Source organism: Halothiobacillus diazotrophicus (assembly GCF_001663815.1).
GTDB classification, from domain to species: Bacteria; Pseudomonadota; Gammaproteobacteria; order Halothiobacillales; family Halothiobacillaceae; genus Halothiobacillus; species Halothiobacillus diazotrophicus.
Genome location: NZ_CP016027.1, coordinates 1483015 through 1500774, shown reverse-complemented (window position 1 = coordinate 1500774; position 17760 = coordinate 1483015). Strand labels below are relative to the sequence as shown.

General features: G+C 60.4%; 20 protein-coding genes. 14 read left to right on the top strand and 6 right to left on the bottom strand.

Annotated elements, in window-relative coordinates; translation table 11 throughout:
• Positions 1 to 92: 92 nt before the first annotated feature.
• From A9404_RS06685 to metW, 5 genes are all read left to right on the top strand, one after another.
• Positions 93 to 797 carry a YggS family pyridoxal phosphate-dependent enzyme gene (locus tag A9404_RS06685; RefSeq protein ID WP_066099473.1) on the top strand — a complete coding sequence of 235 codons (705 nt, stop codon included), beginning with the start codon at positions 93 to 95 and terminating at the stop codon, positions 795 to 797.
• 54 nt (positions 798 to 851) lie between these two features.
• A complete protein-coding gene (gene proC / locus A9404_RS06680) occupies positions 852 to 1703 on the top strand; it encodes a pyrroline-5-carboxylate reductase (RefSeq protein ID WP_066099472.1) in 852 nt (283 codons plus the stop codon).
• Positions 1700 to 2251 (top strand): YggT family protein, encoded by a 552-nt coding sequence (locus A9404_RS06675; protein WP_066099471.1) that lies wholly within the window; start codon positions 1700 to 1702, stop codon positions 2249 to 2251. Before proC ends, A9404_RS06675 begins: the two co-directional genes overlap by 4 nt.
• Positions 2252 to 2432: 181 nt before the next feature.
• The gene (metX, locus tag A9404_RS06670; RefSeq protein ID WP_322098977.1) at positions 2433 to 3554 is read left to right on the top strand and encodes a homoserine O-succinyltransferase MetX; all 1122 of its coding nucleotides are present in this window, start codon (positions 2433 to 2435) and stop codon (positions 3552 to 3554) included.
• Positions 3551 to 4153, top strand: a complete 603-nt coding sequence (metW, locus tag A9404_RS06665; protein ID WP_066099470.1) for a methionine biosynthesis protein MetW — start codon at positions 3551 to 3553, stop codon at positions 4151 to 4153. The genes metX and metW overlap by 4 nt, the downstream gene beginning before the upstream one ends.
• A 28-nt stretch (positions 4154 to 4181) precedes the next feature.
• Here metW and A9404_RS06660 read toward each other — a convergent pair whose 3' ends face one another.
• From A9404_RS06660 to A9404_RS06650, 3 genes are all read right to left on the bottom strand, one after another.
• Positions 4182 to 5147, bottom strand: a complete 966-nt coding sequence (locus A9404_RS06660; RefSeq protein ID WP_066099469.1) for a zinc transporter ZntB — start codon at positions 5145 to 5147, stop codon at positions 4182 to 4184.
• A 25-nt stretch (positions 5148 to 5172) separates the two neighbouring features.
• Entirely contained in the window at positions 5173 to 5766 is a 594-nt protein-coding gene (locus tag A9404_RS06655) for a class I SAM-dependent methyltransferase (protein ID WP_066099468.1), read from the bottom strand.
• Positions 5767 to 5873: 107 nt separating this feature from the next.
• A complete protein-coding gene (locus A9404_RS06650; protein WP_066099467.1) occupies positions 5874 to 6350 on the bottom strand; it encodes a transcriptional repressor in 477 nt (158 codons plus the stop codon).
• A 281-nt stretch (positions 6351 to 6631) separates the two neighbouring features.
• On the opposite strand from A9404_RS06650, the gene A9404_RS06645 reads away from it, so the two are divergent.
• The 6 genes from A9404_RS06645 to A9404_RS06620 all read left to right on the top strand — a co-directional run bounded on the left by A9404_RS06645 (position 6632) and on the right by A9404_RS06620 (position 11552).
• Complete coding sequence (locus A9404_RS06645; protein ID WP_231880866.1) at positions 6632 to 7648, top strand: MBL fold metallo-hydrolase; 1017 nt, start codon at positions 6632 to 6634, stop codon at positions 7646 to 7648.
• A 197-nt stretch (positions 7649 to 7845) separates the two neighbouring features.
• Positions 7846 to 8370 (top strand): YeeE/YedE thiosulfate transporter family protein, encoded by a 525-nt coding sequence (locus A9404_RS06640; RefSeq protein WP_066099466.1) that lies wholly within the window; start codon positions 7846 to 7848, stop codon positions 8368 to 8370.
• A complete protein-coding gene (locus A9404_RS06635; protein ID WP_066099465.1) occupies positions 8370 to 9038 on the top strand; it encodes a DUF6691 family protein in 669 nt (222 codons plus the stop codon). Before A9404_RS06640 ends, A9404_RS06635 begins: the two co-directional genes overlap by 1 nt.
• A gap of 83 nt (positions 9039 to 9121) precedes the next feature.
• Complete coding sequence (locus tag A9404_RS13540) at positions 9122 to 9595, top strand: hypothetical protein (RefSeq protein ID WP_066099464.1); 474 nt, start codon at positions 9122 to 9124, stop codon at positions 9593 to 9595.
• Positions 9596 to 9639: 44 nt separating this feature from the next.
• Positions 9640 to 10428 carry a DUF6969 family protein gene (locus A9404_RS06625; protein WP_066099463.1) on the top strand — a complete coding sequence of 263 codons (789 nt, stop codon included), beginning with the start codon at positions 9640 to 9642 and terminating at the stop codon, positions 10426 to 10428.
• A gap of 131 nt (positions 10429 to 10559) precedes the next feature.
• Positions 10560 to 11552 (top strand): sulfurtransferase, encoded by a 993-nt coding sequence (locus A9404_RS06620; protein ID WP_197490288.1) that lies wholly within the window; start codon positions 10560 to 10562, stop codon positions 11550 to 11552.
• 344 nt (positions 11553 to 11896) lie between these two features.
• Here A9404_RS06620 and bioD read toward each other — a convergent pair whose 3' ends face one another.
• Both bioD and A9404_RS06610 read right to left on the bottom strand, forming a co-directional pair.
• Positions 11897 to 12643, bottom strand: coding sequence for a dethiobiotin synthase (gene bioD, locus A9404_RS06615; RefSeq protein ID WP_066099462.1), 747 nt, complete (start codon positions 12641 to 12643; stop codon positions 11897 to 11899).
• A 17-nt stretch (positions 12644 to 12660) separates the two neighbouring features.
• Positions 12661 to 13572 (bottom strand): phosphoribosylaminoimidazolesuccinocarboxamide synthase, encoded by a 912-nt coding sequence (locus A9404_RS06610; RefSeq protein ID WP_066099461.1) that lies wholly within the window; start codon positions 13570 to 13572, stop codon positions 12661 to 12663.
• Positions 13573 to 13735: 163 nt separating this feature from the next.
• On the opposite strand from A9404_RS06610, the gene A9404_RS06605 reads away from it, so the two are divergent.
• Together A9404_RS06605 and tsaD are read left to right on the top strand one after the other, a co-directional pair.
• Positions 13736 to 15055, top strand: a complete 1320-nt coding sequence (locus A9404_RS06605) for a TlpA family protein disulfide reductase (RefSeq protein WP_066099460.1) — start codon at positions 13736 to 13738, stop codon at positions 15053 to 15055.
• A 117-nt stretch (positions 15056 to 15172) separates the two neighbouring features.
• Positions 15173 to 16198, top strand: coding sequence for a tRNA (adenosine(37)-N6)-threonylcarbamoyltransferase complex transferase subunit TsaD (gene tsaD / locus A9404_RS06600; protein WP_066099459.1), 1026 nt, complete (start codon positions 15173 to 15175; stop codon positions 16196 to 16198).
• Positions 16199 to 16241: 43 nt separating this feature from the next.
• Here the strand turns inward: tsaD and plsY are convergent, their stop codons facing one another.
• Positions 16242 to 16967 (bottom strand): glycerol-3-phosphate 1-O-acyltransferase PlsY, encoded by a 726-nt coding sequence (plsY, locus tag A9404_RS06595; protein WP_066099458.1) that lies wholly within the window; start codon positions 16965 to 16967, stop codon positions 16242 to 16244.
• A 71-nt stretch (positions 16968 to 17038) separates the two neighbouring features.
• On the opposite strand from plsY, the gene A9404_RS06590 reads away from it, so the two are divergent.
• Positions 17039 to 17752: an alpha/beta hydrolase family protein gene (locus A9404_RS06590; RefSeq protein ID WP_066099457.1), complete on the top strand. Its 714-nt coding sequence runs from the start codon at positions 17039 to 17041 to the stop codon at positions 17750 to 17752.
• Positions 17753 to 17760 lie beyond the last annotated feature (8 nt).

Genomic DNA, 17760 nt, shown 5'->3' with positions numbered 1-17760 from the left:
TGCTGGGTTCTTTGGCAACCGTCGTGTTGCAATCTGCCTGAATGTGCGTGAACGTGGCATACAAAATAAATCGAAGTGTTGCGGGGTGCAACTTGAATTCATTGTCGGATCGATACGATGCCGTCAGGGCGCGGATAGCCGAGGCGGCACAGCAGGGTAAGCGCTCTGCGACGGACGTGCGTCTGCTGGCAGTCAGCAAGGGCCAGCCGGCCGACGCGTTGGGGGCTCTGGCGACGCTTGGTCAGCGTGATTTTGCGGAAAGCTACGTTCAGGAGGCGCTGGCCAAGCAGGTTATGCTGGCGGAAGCGGGGTGGTTGGCGCCGCCATTGATCTGGCATTTCATCGGACCGATCCAATCCAACAAGACCCGGGCCATTGCCACGCACTTTTCCTGGGTGCATAGCGTCGACCGGGCCAAGATTGCCCAGCGCTTGAACGATCATCGTCCGGATGACCTGCCGCCGCTCAAGATTCTGATCGAGGTCAACATGGATCGGGAAGGAACGAAGGCGGGCGTCGATCCCGATGCGGTGGCTGATCTGGCGGCGTTCTGTCGCACGCTGCCCAGGTTGCAGTTGATGGGCCTGATGACCATCCCTGCCCCGGGGTCGACGGGTGCCTTTGCGCGTCTTGCTGCGTTGAATGTCCAATTGAATCCGGTGCTACCGGAGTTGTCGATGGGCATGAGCGACGATTTCGAGGCGGCCATCATGGCGGGAAGTACGCAGGTGCGGATTGGTTCCGCGGTGTTCGGTGCGCGCAGAATGACCCCGAATCGTGCTACTTTTAACGGTTGAGATTTTGCCCCTCGAGTGGGGCGGGATGGATCATTACAGGTTTTAGGGGGCCTTATGCAGGCAACGCGAATTGCATTTATCGGCGGTGGCAACATGGCGACCGCGATCATCGAGGGCGTGCGCCGCAATCAGGCGGGCGCCGCAACACATGCCGAGCCGCCTGTCGTGGTTGTTGCCGATCCGACGGCGGCCCGTCGGGAGGCGCTGGCCAGCCTGTACGCCGTCGAGACGGCAGAGGACAATCGCTCGGCAATTATTGGTGCGGATGTGATTGTGTTGGCGGTCAAACCGAATCAGATTCAGTCTGTCTGCGCCGAGATTCAGCCCGTCCTGCAGGCGAATCAGCTGGTGGTTTCCGTCGCGGCCGGTATTGGTGGCACGGTGTTGCAGCGCTGGCTGGGTGGTCATGTGGCCGTCGTGCGCGCCATGCCCAATACGCCGGCGATGGTCGGGTGCGGTGCCACAGGGTTGTATGCGGATCCCGCGTTGACCCCGACGCAGCGGAGTCTGGCCGAGTCGTTGTTGCGATCGGTCGGGTTGGTCGTCTGGATCGACTCGGAAGCCGACATGGACGCGGTGACGGCGCTGTCCGGCAGTGGGCCGGCCTACGTGTTTCTCGTCATGGAGGCGATAGAGTCGGCCGCCCGAACGTTGGGTCTGTCCGCCGAGACGGCGCGCCTGCTGACGCTGGAAACGGTGTACGGCGCGGCGCGCCTGGCGATGTCGGCGGACGAGTCGCCGGCACAGCTCCGGGCGCGCGTGACCTCGCCGAACGGTACCACAGAACGCGGTATAGCTGCGCTCGAGACGGCAGATCTGCGCGGCGCCTTCCTCAAGGCGTTGACGGCGGCGCATGCGCGAAGCCAGGAACTTGGCCGGGATCTGGCCGGGGAGGCATCCCGATGAACGGCAGCTTTGGCGATCCGGTGCTGTTTCTGGTTCGGACATTGTTCGAACTGTTGATTTTCGTTGTGTTGATCCGCTACTTTCTGCAGCTGTTCCGGGCCAATTTCTTCAATCCGGTGACGCAGTCGATCGTCAAATTGACCAATCCGGTGCTCTCGCCATTGCGTCGTATCCTGCCGAAAACCGGTCGGCACGATCTGGCGGCGCTGTTGGTTGCGCTGGTATTGATCGTCCTGATGGTCTGGGTGCTGGCGTCGATGAAAGGGTTGCCGATTTCCGGCGCGGCGTTGTTCGTCAATGCGTTGTACTTCACGTTCCTGATGGTGACGGACTTGTTCTTCTGGACAATTCTGTTGCGGGCCGTGGCGTCCTGGATCGGCAATACGCAGTCCCCGGCGGTCGCATTGCTCGAGGATCTGACGGATCCGTTGTTGCGGCCTATTCAGCGGATGTTGCCGCCACTGGGCGGGATTGACCTGAGCCCCCTGGCCGTGTTGCTGCTGATCCAGGTCCTGCAGATTACGGTTGGCAACCTGCTGCTGGGCTAGGTGTGATGGCGAGGCGCCCGGGTACCGGTGATTCTGTGCGGTTTTCCGGTTGGCGTTGTCCGTTTTGTCTCTGTTTCGGTGGCGATCAAGGTCTGGTTGCCATCCTCTCGAATCATATTGCAGGGTATTTCGATTGACTGATTCCTCCAAAAAAGGGCTGGATCTGCGGAGAAACCATTCCGTGGGCATTGTTCAGCCGCAGATCGCCCGCTTTCAGGAGCCGTTGGCGCTGGACTGCGGACGGACGCTCGCGTCCTACGACATCGTCTACGAAACCTACGGGCAGATGAATGAGGCCCGGGACAACGCCATCCTGATTTGTCACGCCCTCTCGGGGGATCACCATGCCGCCGGCTACCATGCCGAAACCGATCGCAAACCCGGTTGGTGGGACTCGGCCATCGGTCCGGGTAAGCCGATCGACACCAATCGGTTTTTCGTGGTGAGTCTGAACAACCTGGGCGGGTGCAAGGGGTCGACCGGTCCGCTGAGTATCGACCCGGCAACGGGCAAGCCCTATGGACCGGACTTCCCCATCGTGACGGTGCAGGATTGGGTGCACGCGCAATATCGGTTCATGCAGCGATTGGGCATCGATCGCTGGGCTGCCGTCATCGGCGGGAGTCTCGGCGGCATGCAGGTGCTTCAATGGGCGATCACGTATCCGGATGCCTTGGCGCATGCCATCGTGATTGCGGCGGCGCCGAAGCTGTCCGCCCAGAACATCGCCTTCAACGAGGTGGCCCGTCAGGCCATCATTACCGACCCGGATTTCCATGGCGGGCGTTATGCGGAATACGGCACCATTCCCCGGCGGGGCTTGATGCTGGCGCGCATGCTCGGCCACATCACCTACCTGTCGGACGATGCCATGCGGGCCAAGTTCGGACGGGAGCTGCGCGGCGGCCAGATTCAGTATGGTTTCGATGTGGAATTCCAGGTGGAAAGCTACCTGCGATACCAGGGCTCGAGTTTCGTTGATCGCTTCGATGCCAACACCTACCTGCTGATGACCAAGGCGCTGGATTATTTCGATCCCGCCCATGGTTTTGGCGACGACCTCTCGGTGGCGCTGGCGTCGGTGAAGGCCTCCTGTCTGGTTGTGTCCTTTACGTCGGACTGGCGTTTCTCCCCCGGCCGTTCCCGCGAGATCGTCCAGGCGCTGCTGGCGGCGGGCAAGCGCGTCTCCTACGCCGAAATCGAGTCCAATCATGGGCACGACGCCTTTCTGGTCACGATTCCCTATTACCACCGGGTGCTGGCTGGTTACCTGGCGCAGATTGAAGGGGGTAGCGTCGCATGATTCGGCCCGATTGGCATATCGTTGAGGAATGGATCGCCCCGGGACGTCGGGTGCTGGATCTGGGCTGTGGGGATGGGGCGTTGTTGGGACACCTCATCGATACGCGGCAAATCGTGGGCGTGGGGCTGGAGTTGGAAGACGATCATGTGGCCGCGTGCATCGAGCGGGGCATCAGCGTGATTCAGGAGGATCTGGATACGGGGATCAGCGACTGGTTCACGCCGGATTCCTTCGATTACGTCATCGTGAGTCAGACCATCCAGGCCATTCGTCATCCGGAGCGGTTGTTGGTGGATATGTTGAAAATAGCTCGTGAGGGGATCGTGACATTTCCCAACATGGGGTACTGGCGCAATCGCGTTCAGCTGGGGCTGCTCGGCCATATGCCGATCAATCGGGCGCTGCCGAATCCCTGGTACAACACGCCGAATATCCATCTCTGTACCCTGACGGATTTCGAAGCGCTCTGTGACGAATTGGGTATCGATATCCTCGATCGGGCGGTCGTCGACCGCGCACGTCGGGAATCGCCCCTGCTGCGCGCCTTGCCCAACTGGTTCGGCGAGCACGCCATCTACCGGATACGTCGCCGGGACTAATACGCGTTGGCGCTGGTTTTTCGCTGGCTTAGAAGAGCTTGGCGCGCTTGAACAGATAGATCAGCAGGATGCCGATGGCGATCAGGATCAGGGTGAACGCGGAAAACGCCCAGGATGGGCTCTGATTGCCGGGAATACCGGCAATGTTGACCCCGAACAACCCCGTGATGAAGGTCAGCGGCAGGAAAATCGCCGAGAGAGCCGTCAGGAAGGTCAGTTGCTTGTTCAGTTCGTTGTTCGAGCGGGTCTGCATCTGTTCTTGAATGATGCGCATCTGGTCGCGTGAGGCGTCCAGCACTTCGATGTAACGGGTCAGTCGGTTTTCCGCCTCGCGCAGGCGCTGGACCGAGCCCTTCTTTAGCCAACCCAGATGACTGCCAATAACGGACATCAGGGCGTCACGCTGCGGGCCGAGATAACGCCGCAATGTCAGGATCATGGTGCGCAGGTCGGCCAGATCGCGGTCGGAAACCGGTTCGGTCTCGTCACTTTTGAGCATGGCCTTCTCGTAGTTGTCCGTCAGCTCGTCGATTTCCTCGATCGTGTCGAGCATGTTGTCGTTGAGCAGCTCCACCAGCCGGGTCACGAACTGGCCGGCATCCTTGGGGGCATTGTTGGTTTCCATATCGCGTTGCAGCGTGTTCACGGCCCGCAAAGAACGCATGTAGGTGCTGATGATGCGTCGGGGCGTGATCCACAGCCGAATGCCGACCATGTCGTCCGGCTCCTGGCCGGGGTTGTGGTTGATGCCGCGCAGGGTCAGGAGCAGGCCCTGGTCCAGAATCAAGGCGCGGGGCCGGGTGACTTCCGCGAGCAGGGTGTCCTGAATCGTGATGTCCAGATCCGCCTGCGCGCGAATCCACTCGTGGGTCTCGGGTTGCGAGAAATTCAGGTGCAACCAGACGGGGCCCGCGCTCGGCGTTTCGTCCGAGAGTGGCAGCAGTGCCGCCTGCCCGTCACCCAGCATTCGCCATGTGTAAAAATCTGTCGTCATCAGTTATGTCGCCCCGGAGACGTGATCAGCGTTTGACCGCCCGGTGAATGGTGTAGTCCCGCCCCTGCTTGATCTTGTCATAGTTGCCGAACTGTTCCTGAAAGGTGCGCTTGAAGTAATCCCGCAGCCCGTTGATGCTCACGAACCAGATGTCTCCGCCCGGATGCAGGGCCTGCCAGGCATCGAACAGCATGATGGACCAGAGTTCCTTGCCGACCTTGGCGGGAACGTTTGAAACGATCTGGTGCACCTGGGTGCCCTGAATGGCGGAGAGTCCGTTGCTCAGCTTGACCGTGGCGTTGGCAAGCCGATTGCGGGCGGCATTGGCGGTTGCGTATTCGCAGGCGACGAAATCCTTGTCCAGGAGGATGACCGAAGCCTGCGGTTCCGCCTTGGCCAGCGTCAGGCCGATTGGCCCATAGCCACAGCCCAGATCGACGATTGTCTGTCCCGGCTCGGGTGCGGTGAGGAACTCAAGCAGCAGCAGGGTACCGTCATCGATTTGCCTGGGGGAAAACAGACCCCAGGTGGAGTGCAGGTCGAGCGATTGCCCCATCAGCGTGACCCGTTGCGTGAGGTCGGTACGAAGCTGGGCGATTTCTTGGGCGGATGGTTTCATGATCGGAGGGTGCGCGCTGACGTATTTCTGTCGTAATAAACGGGATTCTAGCGCGAAAGCGCTGGTGTCGCCGGGTTGTTTTGGTCCGTGGCCGTCTTGGGCGTCGATCATTCCGCTGGGCGAATGCGGTCCGGTTGGCAGTCGAGGCAGAGCCCGTGCAATTCGATCGATTGCTGGAATGTCGAGAATTGCTGTCGTTGGGCAATCCCAGCCAACAGAGCATTGAGTTCGTCGCTGGATTGTTCGCGGATCGTCCCACAGCGGTCGCAAATCAGCATGATTGCCTGATGCGGGGCTTCCGGGTGGCTGCAGCCCACAAATGCGTTCAGGCTCTCGATGCGATGAATCAGGCCGTGGGCGAGGAGGAAATCCAGGGCGCGGTATACGGTTGGGGGTTTGACCGAATTGCCTTCCCGGGAAAGTCGACTGATCAACTCATAGGCCTTGGTGCCCTCGTGGTCGGCCCATATTTCCATCAGCACGGCTCGGCGGATGGCTGTCAGGCGGGCACCGCGTGCCAGGCAAACGGCTTCGGCATGGGCGATTGCCGTCGGGGCGCATTGTTGATGGTTGGAGCAGGGCACGATACGAACCTTCGATCAGTGGGTCACTCCCGGATTGTACGCCGGTCCGGACGGAAAACCCGAGTCCCTGTCGTGATTGCGATCAAGGGGCTCGGTTCCGTATTGCCCGTTTGGCCGCGGGGTATCGAACCCAAGCGATTCTGGGGTTTTATTAAAACTATTGATGATATGGGTATTGAATTTGCTCATGAGGCAAACCAAGATAAAAAGATACAGGAGCCGAATTTACGGCCGGCCCGCAATGGGCCGAAAACGATAACAAACGCCAAGAGAGTGCAGTCATGAAAAATCAGTTCGTGCGTTCGGCCACGCGTCGACGTTTTCTGAAAGCGATGGGCGGGTTTGCGATCCTCCCGTTGCCGTACGCTTCGCAGGTCTTTGCCGAGGAGCAGATGGTGCTCGCCGGCCCCAAGGTGCCAGATATCGCGGCCACCCCCCTTTCCAGCAAGGTTTACTGCGTGATTTCGCCCTGGGGGTTTCCGTCCGCCGAGAACCAGGGAATGATGAGCAACGTGACGTTCGTGACGACGCAAAAGGGCGTCGTGGTCATCGATAGCGGGGCCTCCAAGCAAATCGGGGAAATGGCGCTTCGGCAGATTCGCAAGATTACGGATGCGCCGGTGGTGGCGGTCATCAATACGCACTATCACGGCGATCATTGGCTCGGTAACCATGCCTTCGTCGAGAGCAACCCGGACGTGCCGATCTATGCGCACGAGAAGACGGCTTCGGCGATCAAGACCGGCCAGGGGCAGTTCTGGAGTCATCTGATGGAACGGGCAACGGGGAACGCGACGCTGGGTACCGTGGTCACGCCACCGAACAAGACGGTTTCCCATGGCGACGTGCTGGACTTCGGGGATACGAAGATCAAGGTGCATTTTTACGGAACGGCGCACACCCCTTCGGACATCAGTCTCGAGCTGGTCGGGGAGAACATCGTCCACGTGGGCGACGTAGCGATGGATCGGCGGATTGCCTTTATGGATGACGGCAGTTTCCGGGGAACCTTCAAGAATTACGATGCCCTGGAGGCAGCGGTTCCCGATGCGTTGTGGGTGCCCGCGCACGGTCAACCCGGCAAGCAGGTCCTGGTGCGGAATCGAGAGTTGTTCGAGGGGATCTATCAGTCTGCTGAGCGGGCTGTGAAGGAGTTTGCAGGGCCCAATGCCGCGAAGGAATATGCCTTGAGTGACCCGCGGGTGCAAAAGTATGCCAAGCAGACCAAGGGGTTTGACGAAAATATCGGTAAATACGCTTCTCTGGCCTACCTCGAGGCAGAGTCCGCTTCCTTCTGAACATTCGGCTGGGCAATTTTCGTGCAAGGCGCGTTCAATTGCATGATTTTAATGCATTGAAATATAAGGTTATTAAATATAAGTAAAATTGTAATAGAGCGGACCAATGGCTGCATCAAACATGACGATTAGGCGATTTGCGGCGCGGTAGGCTAAAACCGCATTTCTTCCGATGGTTTGTTGCTTAGGAGTGATTCATGTCTGAGTGTTCTCCGGTTCGTCCACTGTGGCCCCCTGTCGTGGCGGGTGTGGTACTGGGTCTGGTTCTGATTCTTACTTTTGTGCTCGTCGGTAATGGCGTAGGTGCATCGGGCACGTTCGCGCGGATTGCCGCCTGGTTCGGCATGCAGGTGGCGCCTTCCGCCATCGAATCGAACGGTTATCTGGGGGGTATGGTGGCGCACAATGCCAATCCCCTAGCCAACTGGATCGTGGTCGAGGTGGTTGGTGTCGCGATCGGTGCCCTGCTTGCCGCGGTAGGTGCGGGCCGATTCAAGGTCAAGATCGACGTCGGTTCCGGCAAGATTTCTCCCAAGACACGTCTGATCCTCGCACTGTTGGGCGGCGTGTTGGCCGGTTTTGGCTCCCGTCTTGCGGCAGGATGTACCAGTGGCGTCGGACTCTCCGGTACCGCCATGCTGGGTATCGGCGGTTTCGTGTTTCTGATTGTCTTCTTTGTCGTCGGTCTGGGTATGAGCGCGTTGATGCGGAGGGTCTGGTGATGGATTACGGTGTAGCGGGTACGGCGTTAGCCTCCGGTATTCTTTTCGGTTATGTCCTGGAGCAGGCGGGATTTGGTTCTCCCTGCAAATTGACGGCACAGTTCCGCCTGACCGACTGGTCCGTGTTCAAGGTCATGTTCACGGCAATTCTTGTGGCAGCGGTCGGGATTCTGCTCCTTCAGACGCAGAACTACTTCGGCTCGCGGGGATTCTTCGTTCCGACGACCTATCTGTGGGCGACGGCCCTGGGTGCCGCCCTGATCGGCGCCGGATTTGCCGTCGGCGGCTATTGCCCCGGTACGTCGGTGGTCGGTTTCGTTTCGGGTCGAATCGATGGTCTGGTGTTCATGTTGGGGATGGTCATCGGTATTTTCGGTTTCGCCGGTGTCTACGACACTGCCTTCATCCACGCAGTCATGAATTCGGCGAAGATCAGTGAAAAAACCTTGCCGGCCCTATTGGGCGTCTCCCCGTGGGTAGTTCTCGTGGGGATGGTGGTGCTCGCCGGGATCGGCTTCTGGCTCGGCAGAACACTCGAAGGGCGGAGTCATGGCGTTTATACCGCGGAAGACATCGTCACCGGGGAAGATCCTGCCGATGATCCGGTCGAGGGCGGCAGTGCTGTGCGTGGACCTCTGGGCGTCAGTGCGGCTCCTTCTGTTCACTAATTAAGCTCCGGGTGGCTGATTGGCCGTCCGCGTCTTCGTGTCGTCTTGATAGATCCAAATAATATTAGGGAGTGGTCCGATTCATGAAAAACGAAAATTCACGTGTAGCGAAAAAATCTCGTCGCCTGTTGACGGCATCGATCCCGGCTTTGGCCGTGGCCATCTCCGGTGCAGCAAGTCTGCCCGCCCCCATCGATGCGCTTTCCCCGATCTCATCGGCACATGCGCAGAGCGGCAATCCCTGTGCCCCCAGCCGCGGTGGTAATCCCTGTGCCCCCAGCCGTGGCGGCAATCCCTGCGCCCCGGCCAGCCGTGGCGGCAATCCCTGCGCGCCGGCCAGCCGTGGCGGCAATCCCTGCGCCCCGGCCAGCCGTGGCGGCAATCCCTGCGCGCCGGCCAGCCGTGGCGGCAATCCCTGCGCCCCGGCCAGCCGCGGCGGTAATCCCTGTGCCCCGGCCAGCCGTGGTGGCAATCCCTGCGCCCCGGTCAGCCGCGGTGGCAATCCCTGCGCGCCGGCCAGTCGTGGCGGTAACCCCTGCGCGCCCGGCCGTAATTGAGTCAGGAGACACCGCTCTTTTGGGATGAATGCGGGTGGCCCCGCATGGACCGATCCCTCCTGGCGGTGTCGAGCGCGCGACGGATGACGACGATCAGCCCAAACCGGATCGAACCGGCGACTTTGGTCGACTGGGTGGCGGCGGGTAGTGAGGTTTATTCCGCGTGGCTGAAATCGCTGCCGGAAACCGATTTCGAGGAACTGCTCGAGGTCGCGGATGAGTTCTATCGTCTGCAGCATGCGTTGGCCCAGGACGGTTTGACGATTCTCACGGAACTCTTGCGCGATGAGTCGGATGCCCCGCTCGTGCGGTGGCAACACTATCCCGAGGGCGATGTCGAGGATCCCGTGACCGGTGCCATGTATTACTACCACGCGCACGACCCGGTAGAACGACCCGAAGAAGAGCACGGGCATTTCCATCTGTTTGTTCGTCCGAGTTCCTCGTCGGGGTTCAGCCATGTTGTCGGATTGTCACTCGATGCGCTGGGACGGATTCGGACGGCATTTACCACCAACCGTTGGGTGACGGATGAATGCATACGACCCGCGGATGAGGTGCTGGCGATGGTGCCGGAGGGGTTCGTGATTGATCGGGCAAGGCCCTCGTGGCTGCTCTCGCGTTGGTTGATGGCCGTGCCTCGTTTGATCTGGCCGCAGCTCGTTCGTCTGCTCCGTGATCGCGACGCGGCGCTGGCCTGGTCGGGCGATTCCCCGTTGTCAGAGGACGTGAGTGAGGACCGCGCTCTCCAGGTGTTGAGCGAGGAGGGTGTCGACCTGATGACGGTGTTGTCTCTGATACAGCAGGAGGCCATATCCCGTTATCAGCCATAAGTAAATGTATTTGGTGCGCTGCGATTTGCTGTGCTCTTATGAGTTAGTTTGTTAGGAATGCTATTCGATGGCGAGGTAGGGGTGCGCAATCGACCGCTGCCGTTTTAATGTAGAAGAAGGAGTTGATGCTAATGAGCTTTAAAAAGAGTTTTGTCTTTGTCCCGGTGGTTTTTGCCGCTGCGATGGGTGCGCAGAGTGCTTTCGCGCTTGAAGTCCCGGGTCCGCTGGTTGATCCGGCTTGGCTGAACGCTCATCTGAACGACGTCAAGGTACTGCAAGTCAGTGGCCCCCTTAAGGCATTCACCACGGCACCTGAAATCAAGAAAGAAGACGGCAAGACAGTGGTCATGGATGTTTCAGGGCATATCCCGGGAGCCTCTTTCGTCGATTTCAAGAAAATCCGTGTGACCAAGGATGTCGATGGCAAGAAGGTCAAGGGCATGATCCCCGACAAGGCGGCCTTCGAGGCGCTGGCGCAATCCTGGGGCGTGAACAAGGACGAGCCGATCGTGATCGTTCCCAAGGGCCTGTCGACCGGGGATGTGGATGAGGCGACCCGCCTGTATTGGCAGTTCAAATACTACGGTCAGAAGAACATGGCCATCCTGAACGGCGGCATGGCGCAATGGCTGGCCGATGGCATGCCGGTTGCGACCGACAATCCGGACGTCAAGCCGGGCGACTGGGTCGCCAAGGGCGAGGACAAGAAGATTCTGGCGACCTACAAGGAAGTCAAGCATGCCGTGGACCATCCGGGTTCTGTACAGCTGGCCGATGCCCGTCCGGCCAACCAATACATGGGCGTGTTCACCAAGAAGGGCGAGAAGTCCGGTCACCTGGAAGGTGCCAAGAACATGTCGCCCGATTTGTTGACGACCGCCGATGGTGCTTCTGCGCGTTTCCTGCCGAAGGCCAGCTACGTGTCGATGATGAAGAAAGTCGGCCTGAGCCCGAACAAGAGCACTATCGATTACTGCAATACCGGGCACCTGGCATCCGGTCTGTGGTTCGTCACGCATGAAATCGTCGGCGACAAGAAAGCCCGCCTGTACGACGGTTCCCTGGTCGAATACAGCATGTACGACGGTGCCAAGACGGTCGATACGGCCAAGCTCGGCAAATAAGCCCGTTACCCGGTCACCGGTGTGACGATGACAAAGGCCCCGCATGCGGGGCCTTTGTGTTGCCGGTATCGAACGATTTCAGCCGTGCGTGTGGTGTATACGTTCTACGAGGGCCTGTTCACACTAAATTCAAATCAGCGCTGGAGCCCCAACACGGGCCAGGCAAGGCGCGAGGAGAGCGGTTTGGTTATTCCAAATGAACGACGAGCAACGCCGCATGGCCCGTTTTGGGGCCCAGCCCGAAGGGACGGGGCCGTTTTTTCCCGGAACAAGGCGCGGAGCATTGGGCGCGGTGTGCTTTATGCACACAAGCGAAATGCAACGCAGTTCCGGGAAAAAACGGCCTACGTCGTTGGTTTGGATTTAGTGTGAACAGGCCCTAGCAGTACCGGAACGACCGGTGTCGAGAATCTCTGGTCGTGGCTCAGGACGGCAGGATGCGGCATCCGGGTAACTATCTGCGGCAACCAGTGTCGAATATGCATGAGGTTGTCCGGCGATGAATCGTTCTGCGTACTGCGGTCTTCGGGTCTCCGGTTGAGTATGACTGCGGCAATCGGGATGCCCCGGCGATCCAGTGCTTCCATACTGGCAAACAGGCCGCTGAGCGTGCCGAGACGATCCGGAGCCACCAGAATGACCGGCAGTCGGGTGTGGCTTGCCAGCGCCAGCCCCAGGGCGTCTTCGGTGAGCGGAGACATCAGGCCGCCCGCGCTCTCGATGAGCCACAGGGCGTCGTTGGGCTGACGGGTGTCGTTCGGGGCGGGGAGCAGCGGCGCGATATCATGGGCGAACTCGAGACGTCGGCCTTCGTGCCGGGCCGCTTCGGGGGCGGCAAGGGGGGCGAGGAAGCGCAATGGGCAAACGGTTTCCAGCGATTCGCTCCGTCCGGCCGCGTTCCAGAGGGCGGTTGCGTCGGCTGGAATGTACGTCCCTTCCTGATTGGCGCAACCGGTTTCTATCGGCTTTCGGGCGCGTACGCGGTGACCGGCCGCACGGAGGGCTTCGATAATCTGGCAGCCGATGAAGGTTTTTCCGACGCCGGTGTCGGTGCCGAGCATGACCCAGCCGGTGGCATGCGTGTCTGCCATCAGGGTTGGACCGTGCCTCATGCCAGGGCGGTGTTTCCCGTCAGCCGGTGGTAGGCCTCCAGATAGCGGGCCCGGGTCTGGTCCACGATGTCCTCCGGGATGGCCGGGCCGGGCGCTGTCTTGTTCCAGTCGAGGGTTTCCAACCAATCGCGGATGAATTGCTTGTCGTAGGAAGGCGGGCTGATGCCGACCCGATACTGATCGACAGGCCAGAAGCGCGAGGAATCCGGCGTGAGCGCTTCGTCGATGAGGTACAGCGTTCCCTGATCGTCGAGTCCGAATTCGAACTTGGTGTCGGCGATGATGATGCCGCGTTCGAGCGCATAATCCGCCGCCTCCCGGTACAGGCGGATCGCCGTGTCCCGTACCTGCTCGGCGAGTGCTTGCCCGAGCAGGGCGACGGTGGCGTCGAAATCGATATTTTCGTCGTGGTCGCCCACGGCCGCTTTCGTCGCCGGCGTGAAGATCGGTTCCGGGAGCTTGGCGGCCAATGGGAGGCCAGCCGGTAGCCGGATGCCGCAGACGGCACCAGTGGCAAGGTAGTCCTTGTAGCCGCTGCCGATCAGGTAACCGCGAACAACGGCTTCGATCGGTAGCGCCTTGAGTCGGCGCGTCACCAGACTGCGCCCTTGTAGCTGGGCGCGCTCGGTGGGATCCGGCACGATGGCTTCGAGCAACTGATCGTCCAGAAGCTGGTTCGGCACAATGTTTTTCGTACGATCGAACCAAAAGCGGGAAATGGCCGTCAAAACCCGGCCCTTGTCCGGAATCGGCGTGGGCAGGATGACATCGAAGGCGGAAATCCGATCCGTCGTGACAATCAGTAATCGCTGCGCATCGATTGCATACAGGTCGCGAACCTTGCCCCGATGCAGCAAGGTCAGTTGACTGAGATTCGACTCCAGGAGGGCGTTGGGTGTTGGTAACATGGCCTGTTTAATAGTTAGGTTGTTAATATTTTCGAGCCGAGCTCGAATCGATCGTCTATTGTACGGGATGATTGGCGCGGGAAGCGTCCTGATGTGAAAGGAACGGATGTCGGACGGTCGGATTGGGGCAGTGTGCTGTGGTGGCGAGAGGAAAATCAAGGTCATGATCAAGAAAATTCTGGTGGCGGTCGCGTTGATTCTGGTGGCTTTCCGTGCAGAAGCGGGCTTTACCCTGCCGTACGGGACCCAGGGCAACGAACTCGACGTGACGGTCATCGGGGAAAAGAATACCCAGGGCCCATTGGTGTTGTGGTTCAGCAACCAGTATGGGGAGACGATCGGCGAAGTCGCCCTCGCGCACGCTCTGGCACGCCGCGGTGCTACCGTCTGGATGGTCGACCTGCTCAACTCGCTGTTGTTGCCGCGTTCGAACAATTCGGTTCGGGATTTGAACGGGCACGGCGTCAGAGCCTTGATCGAAGCCGGGGTCAAGACCGGCCGCCCCGTGGCCCTGTTCGGACTCGACCGCATGGCGGTGCCGATTTTGCGGGGACTGCGCCTGTGGCAATCCGAGGCGAAGGATGTCCATGCCGTGACCGGAGCCATCCTGCTCTTCCCGAACCTCTATCGAGGGACACCTGTGGCCGGGCAGGAGCCGAGCTTTCTCGGTATCGTGTCTGCGACGAACATGCCCGTCATGGTTCTCGAGCCGCAGTACGGTGTAAACCGCAACCGTCTCGGATCGTTGCTCGATACCCTGCAGGCTGCTGGCAGCCCGACCTATGGCTGGATCATTCCCGACGTGCGCGACTATTTCCCGCTGCACCTCAAGACACCTCAGAACGATACGCTCAAGAATCTGTCGGGCCTGATGAAACCCCAGGAAGCCCGGGCCATGCAGGAATTGCCTGACCAGATGCTCCGCAGTATCAAAATGCTGGCCGATGCCCCGCATCCGAATGGGGTGCTGCCCGTTGACGAGGCACTGGAAAAACCGATCGAACAGCAATTCGGCCTGATCAAGGTTGCCCCCAAAAAAGCCCCCAATTTCGCCCTGCCGGACCTGAGCGGGCAGGTTCGGCGCCTGGATGGCGGTTCTGCTGCCGATCACTCCGCGGTGACGATCGTCAATTTCTGGGCAACCTGGTGTCCGCACTGCATCGAGGAGATTCCGTCGTTGAACGACCTGTCCAAGCAATATCCGCCCAACAAGTTGCGGGTACTGTCGATCAACTTCAAGGAATCCCATGACCATGTGGCGGACTTCATGAAGAAGTTCGACGTATCGTTCCCGGTACTGATCGATCGGCAGGGCGATGTGGCCGCCCAGTGGGGGGCCTTCGCCTTCCCCAGCTCCTTTATCGTCGATAACCAGGGGCGGATCCGTTACTCCGTAAATGCTGCGATCGACTGGACGACGCCAAAGGTGAAAGCCATCATCGACCAGCTGATTCAGGAGGAGGCATCGGGAAAATCGCCGTAATGTCGACGACGGGATCAGCGGTCCGATAACCGGGTGGCGAATCCGACGCCCGGTTTCGAATGACGGGCGCCTGCGGTAAGATCGGCCCCTTTCCTGAAACGGCAGTTGGGGTTGCAGATGCGTGTATTGGGTGTTGAAACATCCTGTGATGAGACGGCGATCGCCATCTACGATACCGAAGCCGGGTTGCTGACCAATCGGATTCACTCGCAGACCGATGTCCATGCCTGCTACGGCGGCGTCGTGCCCGAGCTCGCGGCGCGGGACCACGTCCGCAAGCTCCCGCTGCTGTTTGCGGCCGCGATGGCAGAGTCGGGTCTGTCCCGCGACATGATCGACGGGGTCGGCTATACGGCCGGGCCGGGGCTTCAGGGCGCCCTGATGACCGGTGCGGCTTTCGCCAAGGGCTTGGCGCGGGCGCTCGGTCGTCCCGCCTTGGGGGTGCACCACCTCGAAGGGCATCTGCTGGCCTCCCTGCTGGAGATACCGGCCCCCACTTTCCCGTTTTTGGCGATGCTGGTTTCCGGCGGTCATACGCAATTGATCGCGGTGGCTGGCGTTGGGGACTATGTCCTGTTGGGCGAGAGTATCGATGATGCCGTCGGGGAGGCCTTCGACAAGTCGGCCAAGTTGATGGGATTGGGTTATCCCGGCGGTGCTGCGCTCTCGCGTCTGGCTCAGCAGGGGCGCCGGGATGCGATTCATTTTCCTCGTCCCATGGTTGACCGACCGGGTTTGACATTCAGTTTCAGTGGGTTGAAAACTGCCGTGGCGAATGCCGTCGCCGCTGGGTCGGATCATGCGGACGTGGCTGCGTCGTTCGAACAGGCCGTTATCGATACGCTGGTGATCAAGATTCGTCGGGCCCTGGACCAGACGGGCTATGACCGACTGGTGCTGGCTGGCGGCGTGGCTGCGAACCGGCCACTCCGCGAACGGCTTCGGCAAGTCATGGCGGAGCGCGGCGGCGCCGTGTTCTATCCGGCCCCGGAATTATGTACGGACAATGCCGCGATGATCGCGCTGGTGGCGGCATTGCGCCTGGAGGCCGGGGAGTCGGATGCCGCGGCTGGATTCTCCGTGCGGGCACGCTGGCCCTTATCCGAATTGCGCCCACTGCATGAGGCCCCAGTCGCCTCTTGATTGGCGAACCTTGACGCGCCCGCCTGGGGTCGAGCGGACGCGGTTACTGGCTGGATTCTTCCTGGCCGGACGCTTCCTGGCTCGATGTGGGGCTGGCGGGCGCGTTGGATTTCGCGTGGGATTTCGCGTGGGATTTCGCGTGGGATTTCGCGTGGGATTTCGCGTGGGATTTCTGGCCAATGCGGGGTTCCTCGCCACGGAGCAACCGGCGAATGTTCTGGCGGTGGCGGTAGATCAGGGCAATGGACATCAGGTTGATGGCCAACAGGATGGGCGGGCTGCCGAAATAAACGGAGGTCAGGGCCGCCATGATCGCTGCAGCGATGGCTGCTGCTGATGAGTAGCGGGTGATTTTGGCGACGAGGAGCCACGTCCCCACTGCGAGCCCGCCGATGATCGGGTTGAGGCCAAGCAGGGCGCCGGCAGCCGTGGCCACGCCTTTCCCGCCTTTGAAGCCGAAAAATATCGGAAAGAGATGTCCGATGAAGGCAAACAGGGCGGCGACGGCCAGCGCTTCGTCGGGGGCGCCGAGTGCGCGGAGCAGCAGGACGGGAGCCAAACCTTTGCCCAAGTCGCCCAGCAACGTGAAGATGGCCGCTTTCTTGCCACCCAGACGCAGTACGTTGGTTGCGCCGGGGTTGCCGGAGCCGGCCTGTCGCGGATCGGGGAGTTTGAAGATTCGTGCAACAATGACGGCCGAGGCGATGGAGCCAATCAGGTAGCTGGCGACGGCAATGCCGATGAGGCTGGGCCAAGATGAAAAATGCACGATAACTTCCCGGGTATGACGATGAATGACAGGCGCGCATCATTATCACGAGTTTGGTTCGCAAAGCGCAAATGACAGATTTCTTGAAGGCGGCGCCAGAAGCGCCGGATTGGGTGGTTCTGGTGTCGGGCTGGTCGTTCGGCTCGGACATGTGGCAGCCGGTGCGGGATGCACTCGTGGTACGCGGGATTCCGCCCGAGCGAATTCTCTGTGTCGATTGGTATGCGCTGGGGTGCTGGCTTTTTGACGCGGGGGCGCCCTGTCCGGTGCCGCCGTCAGCGCTCGGCGGTACGTCGGTCTGGTGCGGATGGTCGTTGGGCGGCAGCCTGGCGCTGGAAGCGATGGGGCAGGGGGCCATCGTCCCCAGGAAGTTGATCGTGCTTTCCACGACTCCGCGACATTTGTCGGAGGATGATGTGTGGCCAGGACTTTCCGTGGCACTTTGGCGGAACTTGCGACGCGCCGTGCGGCGCGATTTAGATGCGGCGCTGGCAGAGTTCGATGCCTGGGCTGGCGTTGTCGGTAAGCCGCTAGTGCGTAACGTCAATCCCGATGCGTTACTTGCCGGGCTCGATTGGCTGGCTCGTATCGACCGACGTGCCATGTTGGCGGTTCCTCCGGCGCCGATTTGCTGGATTTACGGCAGTGACGATCCGTTGGTTCCCGACGCGGACTGGCCGCGACGATTGGCCGTGGGCGCCGCGAATCACTACGAGATCGTTCCCGGCGCCCGTCATGATATTCCTTGGACACAAACGGCACGCGTGGTGTCGGAAATCATTTGAATCGTTGA